General features: G+C 72.5%; 18 protein-coding genes. 16 read left to right on the top strand and 2 right to left on the bottom strand.

The features are described 5' to 3' along the window. The first annotated feature begins 34 nt into the window (after positions 1–34). The 10 genes from AB0I79_RS33475 to AB0I79_RS33430 all read left to right on the top strand — a co-directional run bounded on the left by AB0I79_RS33475 (position 35) and on the right by AB0I79_RS33430 (position 6,717). Positions 35–421 (top strand): helix-turn-helix domain-containing protein, encoded by a 387-nt coding sequence (locus AB0I79_RS33475; protein ID WP_357881634.1) that lies wholly within the window; start codon positions 35–37, stop codon positions 419–421. A 286-nt stretch (positions 422–707) separates the two neighbouring features. Then, entirely contained in the window at positions 708–2,105 is a 1,398-nt protein-coding gene (locus AB0I79_RS33470; RefSeq protein WP_357881631.1) for an FAD-dependent oxidoreductase, read from the top strand. 15 nt (positions 2,106–2,120) lie between these two features. Beyond that, positions 2,121–2,393 (top strand): hypothetical protein, encoded by a 273-nt coding sequence (locus AB0I79_RS33465; protein ID WP_357881628.1) that lies wholly within the window; start codon positions 2,121–2,123, stop codon positions 2,391–2,393. Then, complete coding sequence (locus AB0I79_RS33460; protein WP_357881624.1) at positions 2,390–2,518, top strand: hypothetical protein; 129 nt, start codon at positions 2,390–2,392, stop codon at positions 2,516–2,518. Before AB0I79_RS33465 ends, AB0I79_RS33460 begins: the two co-directional genes overlap by 4 nt. A gap of 46 nt (positions 2,519–2,564) precedes the next feature. Further along, positions 2,565–2,942, top strand: a complete 378-nt coding sequence (locus tag AB0I79_RS33455; protein ID WP_357881621.1) for a metalloregulator ArsR/SmtB family transcription factor — start codon at positions 2,565–2,567, stop codon at positions 2,940–2,942. Next, positions 2,939–3,874 carry an NAD(P)-binding domain-containing protein gene (locus AB0I79_RS33450; RefSeq protein ID WP_357881618.1) on the top strand — a complete coding sequence of 312 codons (936 nt, stop codon included), beginning with the start codon at positions 2,939–2,941 and terminating at the stop codon, positions 3,872–3,874. Before AB0I79_RS33455 ends, AB0I79_RS33450 begins: the two co-directional genes overlap by 4 nt. 226 nt (positions 3,875–4,100) lie before the next feature. Further along, positions 4,101–4,442 (top strand): metalloregulator ArsR/SmtB family transcription factor, encoded by a 342-nt coding sequence (locus tag AB0I79_RS33445; protein ID WP_357881615.1) that lies wholly within the window; start codon positions 4,101–4,103, stop codon positions 4,440–4,442. Positions 4,443–4,468: 26 nt separating this feature from the next. After that, the gene (gene arsB, locus AB0I79_RS33440) at positions 4,469–5,575 is read left to right on the top strand and encodes an ACR3 family arsenite efflux transporter (RefSeq protein WP_357881612.1); all 1,107 of its coding nucleotides are present in this window, start codon (positions 4,469–4,471) and stop codon (positions 5,573–5,575) included. Further along, on the top strand, positions 5,572–5,973 hold the full coding sequence (locus tag AB0I79_RS33435; protein WP_357881609.1) for an arsenate reductase ArsC: 402 nt from the start codon (positions 5,572–5,574) through the stop codon (positions 5,971–5,973). Before arsB ends, AB0I79_RS33435 begins: the two co-directional genes overlap by 4 nt. Positions 5,974–6,072: 99 nt before the next feature. Further along, positions 6,073–6,717 carry a cadmium resistance transporter gene (locus AB0I79_RS33430; protein WP_357881606.1) on the top strand — a complete coding sequence of 215 codons (645 nt, stop codon included), beginning with the start codon at positions 6,073–6,075 and terminating at the stop codon, positions 6,715–6,717. A gap of 477 nt (positions 6,718–7,194) precedes the next feature. Here AB0I79_RS33430 and AB0I79_RS33425 read toward each other — a convergent pair whose 3' ends face one another. Next, complete coding sequence (locus AB0I79_RS33425) at positions 7,195–7,533, bottom strand: metalloregulator ArsR/SmtB family transcription factor (protein WP_357881603.1); 339 nt, start codon at positions 7,531–7,533, stop codon at positions 7,195–7,197. 65 nt (positions 7,534–7,598) lie between these two features. Between AB0I79_RS33425 and AB0I79_RS33420 the strand changes: the two genes are divergently transcribed. From AB0I79_RS33420 to AB0I79_RS33395, 6 genes are all read left to right on the top strand, one after another. Beyond that, entirely contained in the window at positions 7,599–8,678 is a 1,080-nt protein-coding gene (locus AB0I79_RS33420) for an NAD(P)/FAD-dependent oxidoreductase (RefSeq protein WP_357881600.1), read from the top strand. A 6-nt stretch (positions 8,679–8,684) separates the two neighbouring features. Then, positions 8,685–8,864 (top strand): FAD-dependent oxidoreductase, encoded by a 180-nt coding sequence (locus tag AB0I79_RS33415; protein WP_357881597.1) that lies wholly within the window; start codon positions 8,685–8,687, stop codon positions 8,862–8,864. A 206-nt stretch (positions 8,865–9,070) separates the two neighbouring features. After that, entirely contained in the window at positions 9,071–9,457 is a 387-nt protein-coding gene (locus AB0I79_RS33410) for a hypothetical protein (protein WP_357881594.1), read from the top strand. Between the two features lie 27 nt (positions 9,458–9,484). After that, positions 9,485–9,901 carry a hypothetical protein gene (locus AB0I79_RS33405; RefSeq protein WP_357881591.1) on the top strand — a complete coding sequence of 139 codons (417 nt, stop codon included), beginning with the start codon at positions 9,485–9,487 and terminating at the stop codon, positions 9,899–9,901. A gap of 480 nt (positions 9,902–10,381) precedes the next feature. After that, positions 10,382–11,269: a hypothetical protein gene (locus AB0I79_RS33400; protein WP_357881588.1), complete on the top strand. Its 888-nt coding sequence runs from the start codon at positions 10,382–10,384 to the stop codon at positions 11,267–11,269. Positions 11,270–11,347: 78 nt separating this feature from the next. After that, positions 11,348–11,869, top strand: coding sequence for a hypothetical protein (locus AB0I79_RS33395; protein ID WP_357881585.1), 522 nt, complete (start codon positions 11,348–11,350; stop codon positions 11,867–11,869). A gap of 22 nt (positions 11,870–11,891) precedes the next feature. Here AB0I79_RS33395 and AB0I79_RS33390 read toward each other — a convergent pair whose 3' ends face one another. Then, positions 11,892–15,656 carry a hypothetical protein gene (locus AB0I79_RS33390; protein ID WP_357881582.1) on the bottom strand — a complete coding sequence of 1,255 codons (3,765 nt, stop codon included), beginning with the start codon at positions 15,654–15,656 and terminating at the stop codon, positions 11,892–11,894. Between the last annotated feature and the right edge of the window lie 184 nt (positions 15,657–15,840).

Here is a 15,840-nt window from a genome sequence, read left to right as displayed (position 1 = left end):
GGGAGGAACCAGGTATCTCTCGTATACTGGCGCCATGGCGCATCCGATCACGGAGACGGACGACACCGCCTCAGGGCTGTGCGAGCAGGGCCGTGACCTGATTCGCGACGTGCTCGAACGGATCGGCGACAAGTGGTCGGTGGTCGTCATCTGCCAGCTGGGTGACACCACCCGGCGGTTCAACGAGCTGCGCCGGATGAGCGAGCCCATCACCCAGCGCATGCTCAGCGCGACGTTGCGGGGGCTGGAGCGCGACGGCCTGGTGACGCGGACCGTCCACGACACCAAACCTCCGCGCGTCGACTACGCGCTGACCCCTCGCGGGATCAGCCTGCTCGAGGTCGTTCGCGCCCTGGCCGGCTGGGCGGAGGACAACGCCGCCGGCATCCTGGAGTCAAGGACGTCCTTCGACGCCCGATGACCTGGGGGACGACCCGAAGCCGGCATCCCTCCCGGTCGGCCCCCATGGAAGGCTAGTTTGACATCTCTCTAATCAGTAAGGCATGCTGCTGACTACTTCGACAACTATCTAATCAGAGAGCTGGTGCGGTGCGCGCTCTCATCGGCCACGGCGCAGGGACAACACGATCACGCTCGGCGAGCAGCCGTGAAGAGACCCGCGATGCCCTGCAGAACCAAGGCGATGACCGATCACGCCCGCGCCTGATGCTCCGCTGACCGGAGACGACGAGACCTGAGAGGCAATCATGGGTAACGGATGCTGCAGCACCACCACGTCCCTGGAGACAGAGCAGCCCACGGCCGCCCTGGAGACCAGCGCGCTGCCCGTGGTGGTCATCGGTGCGGGCCCGGTCGGCCTGGCCGCCGCCGCCCACCTGGCCGAGCGCGGCCTCGACTTCCTCGTCCTGGAGGCGGGCGGGCAGGCCGGCGCGTCCATCGCCAAGTGGGGGCACGTACGGGTGTTCAGCCCTTGGCGTTACAACATCGACGCCGCCGCTCGCCGCCTGCTCGACGCCGCGGGCTGGCAGGCGCCGGACGACGACTGGCTGCCTACCGGCGCGGAGTTGATCGACGGCTACCTCGCTCCGTTGGCCAAGGTCCTGGGTGACCGGGTACGGGTCAACGCGGCGGTGAGCGCGATCACCCGGCTGGGCTTCGACCGGGTCCGGACCAACGGCCGCGAGGAGGTACCGTTCCTGATCCGCCTGCGGGATGGCGAGGAGCTGTACGCCCGGGCGGTCATCGACGCGTCCGGCACCTACACCACCCCCAACGTGCTCGGCGCGAGCGGCCTGCCCGCGCACGGCGAGGCCGACGTGGCGGCCCTGATCGACCACGCGCTGCCCGACGTGCTGGGCGCCGACCGGGCTGCCTACGAGGGCAGGCACACCCTGGTCGTCGGCGCCGGCCACTCGGCCGCCACCACGCTGCTGGCCCTCGCCGAGCTCGCCGACACCCCGATCACCTGGGCGATCCGCGCGGCCGACGCCGGCCGCGCCTACGGCGGCGGCGACGCCGACGCCCTCCCCGCGCGCGGCGCGCTCGGCACCCGCCTGCACGCCCTGGTGGAGTCCGGCCGGATCACGCTGCTGACCGGCTTCTACACCCACCGCGTCCGCGGCACCGACCAGGGCGTCGAGGTGGTCAGCCGCGACCCGTCCGGCGCCGAGCAGGCGATCACCGTGGACCGCATCGTGTCGGCCACCGGATATCGTCCTGACCATTCCATCGCCGGCGAGCTGCGCCTCGACCTGGACCTGGTGCTCGGTTCGACCCGCGCGCTCGCGCCGCTGATCGACCCGAACCAGCACTCCTGCGGCACCGTCCCGCCGCACGGCGTGGACAAGCTGGCCCACCCCGAGCCCGGCTACTACGCGATCGGCGTCAAGAGCTACGGCCGCGCGCCCACCTTCCTCATGGCCACCGGCTACGAGCAGGCCCGCTCGGTCGTAGCCGCCCTCGCCGGAGACTGGGAGGCCGCCCGCGACGTGCAGCTCGACCTGCCCGAGACCGGCGTCTGCTCCTCCGGCCTCGCCGAGGCCCAGGAACAGCGCGTCGGCCTGGCCACCGGCATCAGCGGCGGCCTGCTGTCCACCCCACTCCCCCTGGTGACCGCCTCGTCCGGCGGCGGCTGCTGCGGCTGAACGGGGAAGAGCGCGATGCCCGACGGCTACCCCACCGCGGCGCAGAAAGAGGCCCTGAGCCCGATCTGCGACCACGAGCCGATGCCCACCGACCGGCTCGCGGAGCGGCTGCTCGCCGCCCGCGAACCCAGCACCGATCCCGGCCACGCCCGCGCCATCACCCGCATGGCCGGAACCCTGGCCTGGCGGCTGCAGGCGCAAGGCTTCATCACCGCCAACGGCACCGACGCCTGGCGCACCACCTCCACGGGACGCGCGCTGATCGCCTGCCCGGGCGCAAGCCCGTGAGCTCCACCACGGCCAGCGGTTCGGCCGCCGCCTCCACGGGGAGCGCGGCGGCCAGGGCCGGCGCATCGTCGCCGGCCTGGCCATCACCCCAGGCCGTCGGCTACGCCGAGCCCCTGCTCGCCTGACACCGCCTATAATTTCGACAAGGTTCGAATTAGAAGGAGGAGCCGGATGGCCGCCACCACGACCCCGTGCTGCGCACCGATCGCGCGCGAGCCGCTGTCGGAAACCGACGCGGCCGACCTCGCGGTCATGCTGAAGGCGGTCGCCGACCCGGTCCGGCTGCGCCTGCTGTCCATGATCGGATCCCACGCGGGCGGCGAGGCGTGCGTGTGCGACCTCACCGACGCCTTCGACCTGACTGCCCCGACCATCTCCCACCACCTGAAGGTGCTGCGCACCGCAGGCCTGATCGACGGCGAACGGCGCGGCACCTGGGTGTACTACCGGATCATCCCCGAGGCGGTGAACAAGCTCGGCGCCCTCTTCGCCCCGCTGACCGAGCCCTCACCCGGCAGGCCGGGAGACCTCGAGCTCCTGCCCGTATGACCCGAGCTCCGCGCCCGGTCGACGTCCTGGTCGTCGGCGGCGGTCAGGCGGGCCTGGCCGCCGGCTACCACCTGCGCCGCGCGAAGGCCGATTTCGTCATCCTGGACTCCCAGGAGGAGCCCGGTGGGGCGTGGAGGCACGCGTGGCCGTCGCTCCGGCTGTTCTCCCCCGCCCAGTACAGCTCGCTGCCCGGCCGCATGATGCCCACCCCACCCGGCGGCGGCTACCCCGGCGCCGCCGACACCGTCGCCTACCTCGCCGACTACGAACAGCGCTACCAGCTCCCGATCATCCGGCCCACGACCGTGCATGCGGTACGGCGAGGCGAGCAGCTGCACACCGCCGGCTACCGGGGCCCGGAGCCGTTCCACGGCCGCCGCGTCGTGGTCGTGGGCGGCGCCAACTCCGGCGCCCAGATCCTGGCCGACGTCTCGACCGTCGCCGACACCACCTGGGTCACCCTGCGCCCGCCTCGCCTACTGCCCGACGAGGTCGACGGCCGGGCCCTGTTCGCCCTGGCCACCCGCCGTACCCGGGGTGCGGACGGGGTGGGCTCGCTGGGCGACATCGTGGCCGTCCCGCCGGTCCGCGAGGCGCGCGACCGCGGCGTGCTCAAGGCGCAGCCGATGTTCAGCCGCATCACCTCCACGGGCGTCACCTGGCCGGACGGCACCGGCCTCGACTGTGACGCCATCATCTGGTGCACCGGCTTCCGCCCGGCCCTGGGCCACCTGGCCCCGCTCCGGCTGCGCGGCCCCGACGGGCTCATCCCGGTCGAGGGCACCCGCGCCGCGGGTGAGCCTCGCCTGCACCTGCTCGGCTACGGCGACTGGACCGGCCCCGCCTCCGCCACCCTGATCGGCGCGAGCCGCACGGCCAGAGACACCGTCGCCGAGATCATGCGGGAGGCGAGGCCCCGGCGAGGTCGCTAGCCGATGAACGGGGCGTCGGGATACTTCCACTGCGCCCCGCCGTGGCCTCGGGATGTTCGCCGCAGCGCGTCACGCCTTCGCGTCCAACACCGGCCTGACCTGGCGGACGATCTCCACAGCCAGGGCCCTCCTGCCTGACCTCGCGGCTGTGGGCCGATTGGCGTCACCTTATAGATGTATGTCAATATGAAGAGGACTTTGACAGTCATCTATATCAGGGGGTCACGTGGAGCCGCTGCAGATCCTGGATTGCAGCCCGCCACTGGTACGCGAGCAACTGGACGCCGACAAGGCCACCGAACTCGCCCGCGCGTTCAAGGCTCTGGGCGACCCGGTACGGCTGCGCATCCTGTCGATCGTCGCCGGCCACGCGGGCGGCGAAGCCTGCGTCTGCGACATCACCGACGCCTTCGACCTGACCCAGCCGACGATCAGCCACCACCTGAAGGTGCTCAGGGACGTCGGCCTGCTCACCCACGAACGGCGCGGCTCCTGGGTCTACTACCGGCTCGTCCCGGAGAACCTGAGCCGGCTCTCGGCGCTGCTGAACATCCCCGCCACGGTCTGACGGCCATCTCACCAGGGAAGAACGACATGTCTTCGGATGCTGCCCGCGCCCAGGTTCCCGCACAGGAGATCACGACAGCCGTCGTCGGCCGGCTGTCGGTCCTCGACCGTTTCCTGCCGGTGTGGATCGGCGCCGCGATGGCCGCCGGCCTGCTGCTGGGCCGCTTCGTCCCCGGCCTGGACACCGCGCTGGAAGCCGTGAAGATCGGCGAGATCTCGCTGCCGATCGCGCTCGGCCTGCTGCTGATGATGTACCCGGTGCTGGCCAAGGTCCGCTACGACCGGCTCGACACCGTCACGGGCGACCGCCGGATGCTGATCTCATCGCTCCTGCTGAACTGGATCGCCGGCCCCGCGCTGATGTTCGCGCTGGCCTGGACCTTCCTGCCGGACCTCCCCGAGTACCGCACCGGGCTGATCATCGTGGGGCTCGCCCGCTGCATCGCCATGGTGCTCATCTGGAACGACCTGGCCTGCGGCGACCGCGAGTCGGCGGCCGTGCTCGTGGCGATCAACTCGGTCTTCCAGGTGGTCGCGTTCGGGGCGCTGGGCTGGTTCTACCTGCAGGTCCTGCCCGGCTGGCTCGGCCTCTCGCAGGCCGCGCTCGACGTGTCGATGTGGGACATCGCCCAGTACGTGCTCGTCTTCCTGGGCATCCCGCTGCTGGCCGGCTACCTCTCGCGCACCTGGGGCGAGCGCGCCAGGGGCAGGACCTGGTACGAGGAGCGCTTCCTGCCGAAGGTCGGCCCGCTGGCCCTGTACGGCCTGCTGTTCACCATCATCATCCTCTTCGCGCTCCAGGGCCACACGATCAGTGAGCGTCCCCTCGACGTGGCCCGCATCGCACTCCCCTTGCTGGCCTACTTCTTCGTGATGTGGGGCGGTTCGTTCCTGGCCGGACGCGCGATCGGCCTGTCCTACGAGCGGACCACCACGCTGGCCTTCACCGCCGCGGGCAACAACTTCGAGCTGGCCATCGCCGTGGCCGTCGGCGTCTTCGGCGTCACCTCCGGCCAGGCCCTGGCCGGGGTCGTCGGCCCGCTCATCGAGGTCCCCGTCCTGGTCGCCCTGGTCTACGTCAGCCTGGCCGGCCGCCGCCTGTTCACCACCGCATCCAAGGAGCAGATGTCGTGACTGACAAGCCGAGCGTGCTGTTCGTGTGCGTGCACAACGCCGGACGTTCCCAGATGGCCGCCGGATGGCTCACCCACCTGGCCGGCGACCGCATCGAGGTGCGCTCCGCCGGATCGGCCCCCGCCGACCAGGTCAACCCGGTCGCCGTCGAGGCGATGCGCGAGGTGGGCATCGACATCACCGCCGAGCAGCCCAAGATCCTCACCGTCGATGCCGTCGAGGCCTCCGACGTGGTCATCACGATGGGCTGCGGGGACGCCTGCCCGATCTTCCCCGGCAAGCGGTACGAGGACTGGAAGCTCGACGACCCCGCCGGTCAGGGCATCGAGCCGGTCCGCGCGATCCGCGACCAGATCCGTACCCGCATCGACACGCTCATCGGCGAGCTGACCGGCTGACGAAGCCAGGACGACCAGCACGCCGCCCTTCGAGCGCCTGCCCCACCACCTCCGGCCTGGCAGGACGCACGCCGGCGCGGCCCGGTAGGTTCAGCGGTCATGACCACGATCGCCGATCAGCTCGCCCCGACCCTGGCCGCGGCCGTCGCCATGTTCGCCGGGACCAACGTCGACGACCTGATCGTGTTGACGGTGCTGTTCCTGTCCGCCCGCGCCGGCGGCGCGCTGCGACCGTGGCACATCTGGGCCGGCCAGTACGCCGGCATCGGCGCGCTGGTGGCGATCTCGGTCATCGCCGCGCTCGGCCTGGCCCTGCTGCCCGATCGCTGGGTAGGGCTGCTCGGGCTCATCCCTCTGACCCTGGGGGTGCGCGGCCTGCTCGGCGCGCTGCGCTCACGCGGCGGCGGCGGCGACGGCGACGGCGACGGCGACGGGCCGTCCGGCGGGCCGCCTCCGGCCACCGGCGTGGTCTCGGTGGCCGCGGTGACGATCGCCAACGGAGCCGACAACATCTCCGTCTACACGCCGGTCTTTCGCACCATCGGCCCCGCCGCCTCTGCTCTGACCATCGCAGTGTTCGCCGCCGGGGTCGCCGTATGGTGCCTGGCCGCCTCCTGGCTCGGCTCCCACCGCGCCGTCATCGCCGTCGTCGAACGACACGGCCACTGGATCGTCCCGCTGGTGTTCATGGCCATCGGCGTGGTCATCATCGCCGAGTCCGGCGTCCTGGCGGAGATCTTCTGACCCGAGGTGCGGCTCGGCCGCCGACCGCAGCGTCTTCGGCACGCGGTCCGGGCTTGCCGTTCCCGCTGGATCCTCACTCCGTGCAGCGGCCGGTCAGTAGCTCCACCTCGGCGATCCGCTGGGCCCCCACCCCGCGGCAGCATGACGAGCTTCTCATCAGCATGCAAAGATTGCCGTTGCTTAGAAGGTCATCTAAGTAAAGGAAGGGCGGCAACGATGACGAAGGAGACGCGCGGGGGCAGCGGCCCGCCTGCTGACCGCCACCGTCCTGGAGCTGGCCTCCCCCAGACGGACCTCTGCAACCCGGTCCTCGCGGCACTGAGCGGCGCGGCCGGTGCGCAGCTCGCAGACATCCCGGACATCGCCCTGATCGGCAGCCCCGGTCACCCTCGTGCGCCCGCCTGTTCCACCAGGGCACTCCAGGGCCCGTGAGCTGCGTCGAAGCGTGAACAGCATTCCCGCGGCACGAGAACGTCATCAGCCACACGCTGAGGTCCCGGCCCCGCAGTCGCCGGGCGGGCAGCAGGCTTGCAGCGTCGCCTGCAGGTCGGACAGGGCCTTGCCGATGCGGGCCGAATCGGCCCTGTAGTAGACGGTCTTCCACTCGCGTCGCGAGGCCAGCACGCCACCGTCGCGCAGCGTGGCCAGATGCGTGGAGGTGGCCGACTGGGCGAGCGACATGCGCTCGGCCACCTCGCTGACCGTCAGCTCGACACCGCCGACGAACAGCTCCATGATCTGCTGGCGCGTCTCGCTGGCCATCGCCTTGAGGAAGCCGCGCGCCTCGTCGCTCAGCTCGAACCCGTTCGTCGTCATGGTCATAGCATCACCCCACCCTCATCATATTGTGATTTCTGGATATGAGGATATGATGCGGCGGCATGGACACCATCGTCATCGGCGGAGGCCAGTCCGGCCTCGCCGCCGCGCACTGCCTGAGCGCCGCCGGGCTCCGGCCCGTCATCCTTGAAGCGGGCGAACGGCCCACCGGCTCCTGGGCCGGCTACTACGACAGCCTCACCCTGTTCTCCCCCGCCCGCTACAGCACCCTCGGCGGCCAGGAGTTCCCCGGCGACCCCGACCACTACCCGGGCCGGGACGAGGTCGTCGACCACCTGCAGCGCTACGCCGACCGCCTGGACGTCGAGATCCGCACCCGCACCCGGGTGAGCGCGGTCGAGGGTGACGGCGCGGGCGGCTTCCTCGTCCACACCGCCGACGGCGACACCCTGCGCACCATGGGGGTGGTGGCGGCCAGCGGCTCGTTCGGCAACCCGTACCTGCCCGAGTTCCCCGGCCAGGAGACCTTCGCCGGTCAGGTGCTGCACGTGGCCGGCTACCGCAACCCCAAGCACTACACGGGCCAGCGCGTGGTCATCGTCGGCGGCGGCAACTCCGCCGTGCAGGTCGGCTACGAGCTCGCCGAGGTGGCCACCGTCACCCTGGCCACCCGCCACCCGGTCGCGTTCATGCCGCAGTTCATCGGCGGCAAGGACGTGCACCACTGGCACACCACCACCGGCTTCGACGACCTGCCGCCGCACTGGCTGGCCCGGATCACCGCCCGCGCCGGCGGCGGCACCCTGGTCCTGGACACCGGCGACTACGCCGCCGCCCTGGCCGACGGCCGGATGGACCGCCGCCCCGTCTTCACCGCCTTCGACGGCGACCGGATCGTGTGGTCCGACGGCGAGCGCGAGCACGTCGACACGGTCATCTTCGCCACCGGCTACCGTCCCGACCTCGGCTACCTGCGCCCGCTCGGCGCGCTCAGCGAGGACGGCATACCCCTGCACGACGGCGGCATCTCCACCACCCACCTCGGACTCGGCTACGTCGGGGTGGAGTTCCAGCGCTCGTTCGCCTCCAACACCCTGCGCGGCGTCCACCGCGACGCCCAGCACGTCACCGCCCCCATCGCCGCGTACGCCGGCGGAGCCCTGGCCGGCTACGGTCTGTGACACCTGATGACCAGCGACCTGCCCATCGTCGTGATCGGCGCCGGCCCTGTGGGGCTGGCCGCCGCCGCCCACGCGGCCGAACGCCGGCTCCCCTTCCTCGTCCTGGAAGCCGGTGCCGGCCCCGGCGCCGCCGTCCGGCAACGGGGACGACGACGCCCTACCGGCGCCCCATCCAGGCCTGAGTAAATAACACGTCACCCACCGCGGCGTCGCAGAAGGGCCGCCTCCGGCGCGTGTGGGTGGGCTGGACGCGTCGGAAGGGCCACAGGTTTACGTGCGACAGGGCAAGAATCCTTGATCGGACGATACGGGGTGGCGAGCGGCCCGGCGGCCTCCGCGAACTTACGTTTCGTTGTGGCTTCACTTCGGGCCGCAACAAAGGGGGATTCCTCATGCTTCGTCGTACTCTCATGGGCTGCCTCACGCTCGCCGCCGCAGGTCTCGCCACCATCGCCGGCCCGGCCGCGCACGCGGACCTCAAAGCCCCGTACGCGCGGGCCGCGGCGATCATCGACGCGGACGGTTCGCTCAACGAGAGCAAGAACGTCGTCAAGGCCTGGCGGGCGAGCACCGGCCGGTACTGCGTCCAGCTCGCCCACTACATCGACGCGCGCAGCTCGCTGATCCAGCTCACCCCGCGCCACGCGCTGCGCCTGCCGCACATCGCCTACCGTCACCCGTCGCTCACCTGCGAGGAGGACAACACCATCACCATCAACGTCTACAGCACCCACACCGGGCGCCTCGCGGACAGCGGCTTCGACCTGCTGGTCTCCTAACTCGGCCCGAAAGGACACACAACCGATATGAACACCATCAGGCGATTCGCCACCGGGACGCTCGGCGCCGCCGCCGTGGCGTCCGCCACGCTCCTCGCACCGGTGGCCGCGTCCGCAGAGACTCCGTTCGCCCAGGCCTCCGCGATGATCGAGGCGGACGGGTCGGTGACCGAGAGCAAGCACGTCGAAGACGTCTGGCACCCGTCCCGGGGCGTCTACTGCGTCATCGTGAACCAGCACGTCGACCTGGACGACGACGTGGCCATCCATGTCACGCCCATCGGCCGCTACGACCGCCCGCGCTCGCTGGCGGTGGAGCTCGGCGCCCGCGCCTGCGTCCGGCACGACCTGCACGACAGCGCGGCCGACCGCACGATCGCCGTCTACAGCCAGGCGGGCTACCGGTTGCCCGCGGAGACCGCGTTCTACCTGACCGTCTCCTGATGCCGCCGGAGCGAGGCCGCGCACGTGACCCGCGCGCGGCCTCGCCGCTGATCCCCTCCGGTGGCCAGGCGCGCGAACCCTGAGATCCCGAACGCCTCGGCGGTACGTCGCCGTACAGCCGCCCCTGCCCGGCGGCCTCCCCACGCTTGGCCGGCGGGAGCCTGCCCCGGGCGGTGCCGTCCGCGACCGCACCAGCCACACCGGTGACGCGTCTGCGCCGAGCCGGTTCTCGCCCCACCGGGACGCCCGCTCCGTCGGCCGCTGACGGGGCGTCGCTCCCGGCTTCCCACCGCCGATGGACCGGGCGGACTCCTTGCCGAGGAGTCCGCCCGGTCGCTTTCCAGGCCGCCGGAGCATTGTCTGCGGTGGTCAAAGGGGGGTACCGGACAATTTCCCCGCCCCGGAAGCTGGGTGACGCGACGAACGATCGGCCGGTGCGGGGACCCGTGCCGTTGCCCGAGATCCCCGGCGGAGGGTTGTGTGAGTGTGAGGTTCTGGCGCGGGACGGGGGCCGGCGTCCTGCTGCTCCTTTCGGCCGCCGCGGGCGGCGGGCCGGCGCGGGTGCCGGTCCCGGACAGGGAGCTGACGGACACCGAACGGATCCTGCTGGAACGGGCGGAGGACGTCCTGACGCGGCAGTGCATGCGGCGCCACGGCTTCCGCTACCACACCGCCACACCCCCCACCGTCGAGGAACGGCAGGGCACCGGGTACGTGCTGGCCGACGTCGCCTGGGCCCGCGAGCACGGGTACGGCACGCGCATCAGGGATAGGTGGCTGGCCGCCAAGCAGCGCAACCCGAACGTCGCCTACTACGCGACCCTCTCCCCCGCCGATCGGCAGCGTTACGACCGCGCGCTGGACGGCGGCCCTGACAGGAGCCGGGTCTCGGTCAAGCTGCCCACCGGCGGCACCGTCACCAGCGTGATGGGCGGCTGCACCGCCACCGCCAACGAGGCGCTCTACGGGGATCGCGCGACCTGGTTCCGCGCCGACAAGGTCGCCACCAACTTGCGGCCGCTCTACGTGCCCGCCATCATGCGCGACACCCGCTTCACCACCGCGCTGGCCGCCTGGCGGCGGTGCATGGCGGCGCGGGGGCACCGCTACGCCGACCCGCCCGAGATCCGGGCCAGGCTGCCCCGCCTCACCAAGGACCTGGGCCCGGACGAGGCCCACTCCTTCGAGGTACGGCTCGCGGTCGCCGAGGCCACCTGCGCCCGGCGGACCCCGTTGCTGGCCACCGCCCGCGCGCTGGAGGACCACTACCGCGCCGAGGCGGCCCGGCCCTACGCCGAAGACCTGGCGCTGCACCACCGCCTCGAGTTCCGGGCGCTCGACCAGGCCAGGCGGATCACCGGGTCCTGACCGAGGACCATCCGCGCGACGCGACCGGCGCGCGCGCCCCATGACGCCTGCCACGGGGCAGGCAGAAGGAGAGTCACCATGCACAGGATCACCACGACCATGTCCGCCCTCGGCCTGGCCGCGATCACCGTCGCGGCCGCGCTGGCGGCCGCCCCCGCCGCCTCGGCGGACGCCACCCGCAAGCAGGCGGCCAACTGCGACGCCGTCTGGTTCGACGTCCCCACCAAGAACGGGCAGGCGCACCGGGACGGGAAGGTCCGCGCGTTCGGCAGCACCCACTGTGAGGACCCGCTCGGCGCGGACGACGGCAATGACCTGGACTGGGGCGACAACGTCGGCGCGTTCAAGGGAAGCGACACCAACAAGGCCTCGTCCCTGATGAACAACGGTTTCACCAACGAGCAGCTCAGGTACGTCGCCTTCTACGACTACACCCACCAGGACCACAGGTACGGCTACGGCTGCCTCGCCCCCGACGAGCTCTACGCCGACAACCTCTCCGACGACTACCTGACCACCGGCCCGACCATCAACAACAAGATCTCCTCCCACCAGTGGGTGACCAAGAGCGCCTGCGCGGACGGCAGCTGGATCGAGTGACCCGCCCGGGGAGCGGCACGGCTCACGCTCCCTTCCGCGGTGGGCAGGTCTGCCGGTAGGGGTGGTCGGGGAAGTGCCTCTTCCACTCCTGCGCCGGCAGGCCGCCGCCGGCGCGACGGCACAGGGTGGCCGCGCCGGCGTCGGGGCTGAGCTCGTACTTCTGGAGGGGGACGTGCCCGCTCGCGGCGTACAGCGTCCGGCCGTCGGGGCCGAAGGCCAGCGCGAGGATGATGTCGCCTCCGGCGGGCAGCGGTGAGCCGATCGGCTCGCGGGAGGCGACGTCCCACAGTTGCAGCGAGCCGTCGCCGCTGCCTGCGGCCAGCATCGTGCCGTCGGGCGAGAAGGCCAGCGCCGTCACGAGCTTGCCGTAGTCGTGGACGGTCGTGCCCGGCGGCGTCAGCACGCCCAGGCGCCGCTGGACGCGGCCGTCCCACAGCACGGTGGCGCCGGTGTCGTCGCCGGCGGCGAGGTGGCGGCCGTCGGGGCTGAAGGCCAGCGCGGTCGTCTCGCCGGGGCCGTGCCGGCCGGTGGCCTTGGTGACCGAGGGCAGGTCCACGACCTCTCCCTGCGAGGTGACGAGCAGCCGCCGGTCGGGGCTGAGGGCGATCCGGTGCGCGCTGGTGCCGGCCAGCGTCCTGGTGGCGACCCGCCGGTCGAGGTCCCAGAGCCGCAGGGAGCCCAGCGTGGGCTGTTCGGCGATCAGCAGCGACCGGTCGCCCGCGGCGAAGGCGATCGCCTCCACGTTCCGGATGTCCTGCGTCCGCAGCGGCAGCGTGTCCGTCGTACGCCCGCGCGAGACCTCCCACAGGGACACGCGTGGGTCCGGCGATTCCACACCGGGCGGGGAGGCGCCGAAGGCGAGCAGCCGCCCGTCGGAGCTGAAGGCCAGCAGGGCCGAGCAGCGTTCCGGCGAGCCCGATGCCGGGCAGGGCACGTCCGGCAGGTCGGCGAGGGGCTGCCCGGAGTGCCGGTCGTGCAGCCGGAACCGGACGGTACCCGCCTTCTCGTCGGTGTAGGCGAGCGCGAGCGTGGTGCCGTCGGGGCTGAAGGCGGCCTCGTGCGCGGCCTGAGGCCGCCAGCCGGAGGTCACCGCGCTGCCCAGGTTCAGGGTGCGGACGGTCGTCGGCCAGGCGCGGCCGGAGCCGGACAGGTAGCGGATCCAGTTCGCCTGCGGGTCCACGCGCAGGTCCATGGCGTACTGGCCGGACAGGGAGTGACGCAGCACCAGGAAGCCGGGGCCGGCGAGCCGCCAGAGCAGGATGTCGGTCGCGTCGGCGGCGACCAGGAAGGCGCCGTCCGCGCTGAAGCCGATCTCCTTGATCCCCGGATGGCGGACGGCGGCCTGCTCCGTCCCGGAGGCGAGGTCCCACAGGCGGACGCGGTCGTCGGTGATGAGGGCCAGTCGCCGGCTGTCGGGGGTGAAACTGACGTGCTCGTACTGGCACTGCCGCATGGTGACGGCAGGGGCCCAGGGCGTGTGCATCCTGCGGCCGGTCCCGACGTCCCAGAGCTGGAGCGGCAGGCCGGGCACGCACACGGCCAGGACGCGGTCGTCGGGGCTGAGGGAGGCGTCGATGAACGGCGGCATGTTGCGCTCCTCCTCGTGGCGTCGGACGTGCGCCGCTCCCGGCTCCCAGGTGGCCTCGCCCGGCTCGGCCGCCGCGGTGCGGGGAACACTGACCTCGATGAGCCGCCGCCCGTCGCGGACGTCGCGTACCTGGACGCGGCGGCGGGAACGGCCGGTTTCGTAGGTGATCAGGCTGCGGCCGCTCGGCCCCATCTCGACGCCGCCGGTGACGGGGCCGAGGGTGGTCGTGGCGGGGCGGCCGGCGCGCAGGTCCCACAGCGTCATCTCGCCGTCCCGTTCCAGGGGGACCTGCCAGGCGTCGCCTCGGCGTACCCCGGCCTCGGACCGGTCGGTGCGCAGGCCGGGCATGGACGCGGTGCGGCGGTGGGTCTCCAGATCCCAGAGCGTGACCTGGTCGGCGCCGACGCTGAGCAGGGTGCGGCCGTCGGCGCTGAGGTGGCGGGTGGTGCCGGCGCTGCCGTCGGGGTCGGTGAAGACGTCCTGGGTGCGCTGGCCGGCGGCGGCCAGCAGAGCCGAGCGGGTCTCGGGCAGGTCGGCCAGGTGCCAGGCGGCGAGGGCGAGCCGCATGGCCGTGACCGGGTCGGCCTCGCGCAGGCTCTCGGCCACGCCGACGGCGCGGCGGGCCGCGGTCTCGCGTTGCTGCACCAGGCTGGTACGGCTCTGCTGCCAGGCCAGCAGGGCGGCGACCAGCGTCAGGACGAGCAACCCCGAGACCGCCCCGGTACGGCGGCGGCGCCGGCGCCGCTCGCGGTCCCGGGCGGCCAGACCCGCGGTGAGGAACTCCCGCTCCAAGGGGGTCAGGCCGTCGAAGGAGGCGAACTGCTCGGCGGCGATCGACAGGCGGGCCCCGCGATACAGGCCGCCCGGGTCGCGGTCGTGGTCGTGCCAGGCGCGAGCGGCCTCGGTGAGCAGGCGCTGCTGGCGGATCCGTTCGCGGTCCTCCTCGATCCAGCCGCGCAGCCGCGGCCAGGCGGTCAGCAGCGCCTCGTGCGCCAGGTCCACGCGTTCGCCGTCGAGGGTGATCAGCCTGGCCTGGGCCAGCCGTTCCAGCAGTGGCTCGGTGTCGTCGTCGCCGGTCAGCAACTCGGCCCGATCCACCGGCCGGCGGGTGTCCTGGGCTCCGTGGCCGGGGGTGACCAGCCGCAGCAGCAGAGGGCGCAGGCGCTCACGCTGGTCGGCGGTGAGGCCGGTGTAGAGCTCCTCGGAGGTGCGCGCGATGGCGGTCCGGATGCCGCCGGCGTCCTCGTAGGCGGCCGTGGTCAGGACCCGGCCGTGACGGCGGCGCCAGGTCTCCAGCAGGGCGTGCGACATCAGCGGCAGGCCGCCGGGCTCGCCCGCCACCTCGCCGACGATCCTGGCGGTCAGCTCGCGCTCCACGACCAGGCCCGCCTTGGCGGCCGGCCCGGTGATCGCCTCTCGTAGCTCGGCGGGGCTCATCGGGCTCATCAGCGTGGTCGCGTCCCGGACGGCCTCGGCCAGCTCCCGGTGCTCGGCGCAGCGCCCGAAGAAGTCGGCCCGTACGGCCAGCACGACCCGGCCGCCGTCCCCGGCCAGCAGCGCGTCGATGAAGCGGGCCCGCCGCGCCGGGTCGGCGCACAGCGTGAAGAGCTCCTCGAACTGGTCCACGATGACCACGTCGTGCGTCCGGCCGGGGAACTCCGGCTCGGCGCCGGGCGTCAGCACGCGGATCGAAGCAGGCCGCTCGCCGGGCCGGGCGGCCTGCCGCAGCCACGGCACCAGGCCGGCGCGCAGCAGTGACGACTTGCCGCTGCCCGACGGGCCCACCAGCATGACGAGGCGGTGCTCGCGGACCAGGGCGGCCAGCCGCTCGACGAGGGCCGCGCGCCCGAAGAACAGGTCGCTGTCCTCGGTCTCGAACCGGGTCAGCCCCAGGTACGGTGCCGCGGAGTCGTCCGCGGCGGCGGCCTCCTCCCGGGCCTCCCGGCCGGCCTCCCGCCAGCGCCGCCGCCACTCCTCGACGTCTCCCCCGCAGGCCTCGGCGTACGCCTCGGCGACGGCCAGCGAGGGCAGCCGGTCCCCGGCGGCGGCCTGGGCGAGCGTCGCCGGGGAGTAGTGGGCCCGTCCGGCCATCACCCGGTAGGTGGGGCCGCCCGCCTCCTGCCGGAGCTTGCGCAGCTCGAAGGCGAACCGGGCGACGGGCCCGTCCGCCGGATCCAGTGGCCGCTCACGCCGTCCCAACGCTTCCCCCGCTCAGTCGATCCGTCCCGTACCGATGAAGAGTGATCAGTGGGCAGCATACGGACGTCCAGAAGCCGGGTATTTCCTGATGATTCGGCCACCTGTTCAGGCGGTGGGCGGCGCCCCGGCGGGCGGCTCGGGCGCGGGCGGCATCCTGGCGCACCGGCCGCGGGAGGGGGACTGG

Origin of the sequence: Nonomuraea sp. NPDC050202, from assembly GCF_040656115.1 — a bacterium.
Classification (GTDB): Bacteria; Actinomycetota; Actinomycetes; order Streptosporangiales; family Streptosporangiaceae; genus Nonomuraea.
This window is presented reverse-complemented; position numbering and strand designations above follow the sequence as displayed.

What these genes read in the sequence shown, in the direction of transcription:
- AB0I79_RS33475 (WP_357881634.1), top strand. Translation starts at nt 35, where the DNA reads ATGGCGCATCCGATCACGGAGACGGACGACACCGCCTCAGGGCTGTGC.
- AB0I79_RS33470 (WP_357881631.1), top strand. Translation starts at nt 708, where the DNA reads ATGGGTAACGGATGCTGCAGCACCACCACGTCCCTGGAGACAGAGCAG.
- AB0I79_RS33465 (WP_357881628.1), top strand. Translation starts at nt 2,121, where the DNA reads ATGCCCGACGGCTACCCCACCGCGGCGCAGAAAGAGGCCCTGAGCCCG.
- AB0I79_RS33455 (WP_357881621.1), top strand. Translation starts at nt 2,565, where the DNA reads ATGGCCGCCACCACGACCCCGTGCTGCGCACCGATCGCGCGCGAGCCG.
- AB0I79_RS33450 (WP_357881618.1), top strand. Translation starts at nt 2,939, where the DNA reads ATGACCCGAGCTCCGCGCCCGGTCGACGTCCTGGTCGTCGGCGGCGGT.
- arsB (WP_357881612.1), top strand. Translation starts at nt 4,469, where the DNA reads ATGTCTTCGGATGCTGCCCGCGCCCAGGTTCCCGCACAGGAGATCACG.
- AB0I79_RS33430 (WP_357881606.1), top strand. Translation starts at nt 6,073, where the DNA reads ATGACCACGATCGCCGATCAGCTCGCCCCGACCCTGGCCGCGGCCGTC.
- AB0I79_RS33425 (WP_357881603.1), bottom strand. Translation starts at nt 7,533, where the DNA reads ATGACGACGAACGGGTTCGAGCTGAGCGACGAGGCGCGCGGCTTCCTC.
- AB0I79_RS33420 (WP_357881600.1), top strand. Translation starts at nt 7,599, where the DNA reads ATGGACACCATCGTCATCGGCGGAGGCCAGTCCGGCCTCGCCGCCGCG.
- AB0I79_RS33415 (WP_357881597.1), top strand. Translation starts at nt 8,685, where the DNA reads ATGACCAGCGACCTGCCCATCGTCGTGATCGGCGCCGGCCCTGTGGGG.
- AB0I79_RS33410 (WP_357881594.1), top strand. Translation starts at nt 9,071, where the DNA reads ATGCTTCGTCGTACTCTCATGGGCTGCCTCACGCTCGCCGCCGCAGGT.
- AB0I79_RS33405 (WP_357881591.1), top strand. Translation starts at nt 9,485, where the DNA reads ATGAACACCATCAGGCGATTCGCCACCGGGACGCTCGGCGCCGCCGCC.
- AB0I79_RS33395 (WP_357881585.1), top strand. Translation starts at nt 11,348, where the DNA reads ATGCACAGGATCACCACGACCATGTCCGCCCTCGGCCTGGCCGCGATC.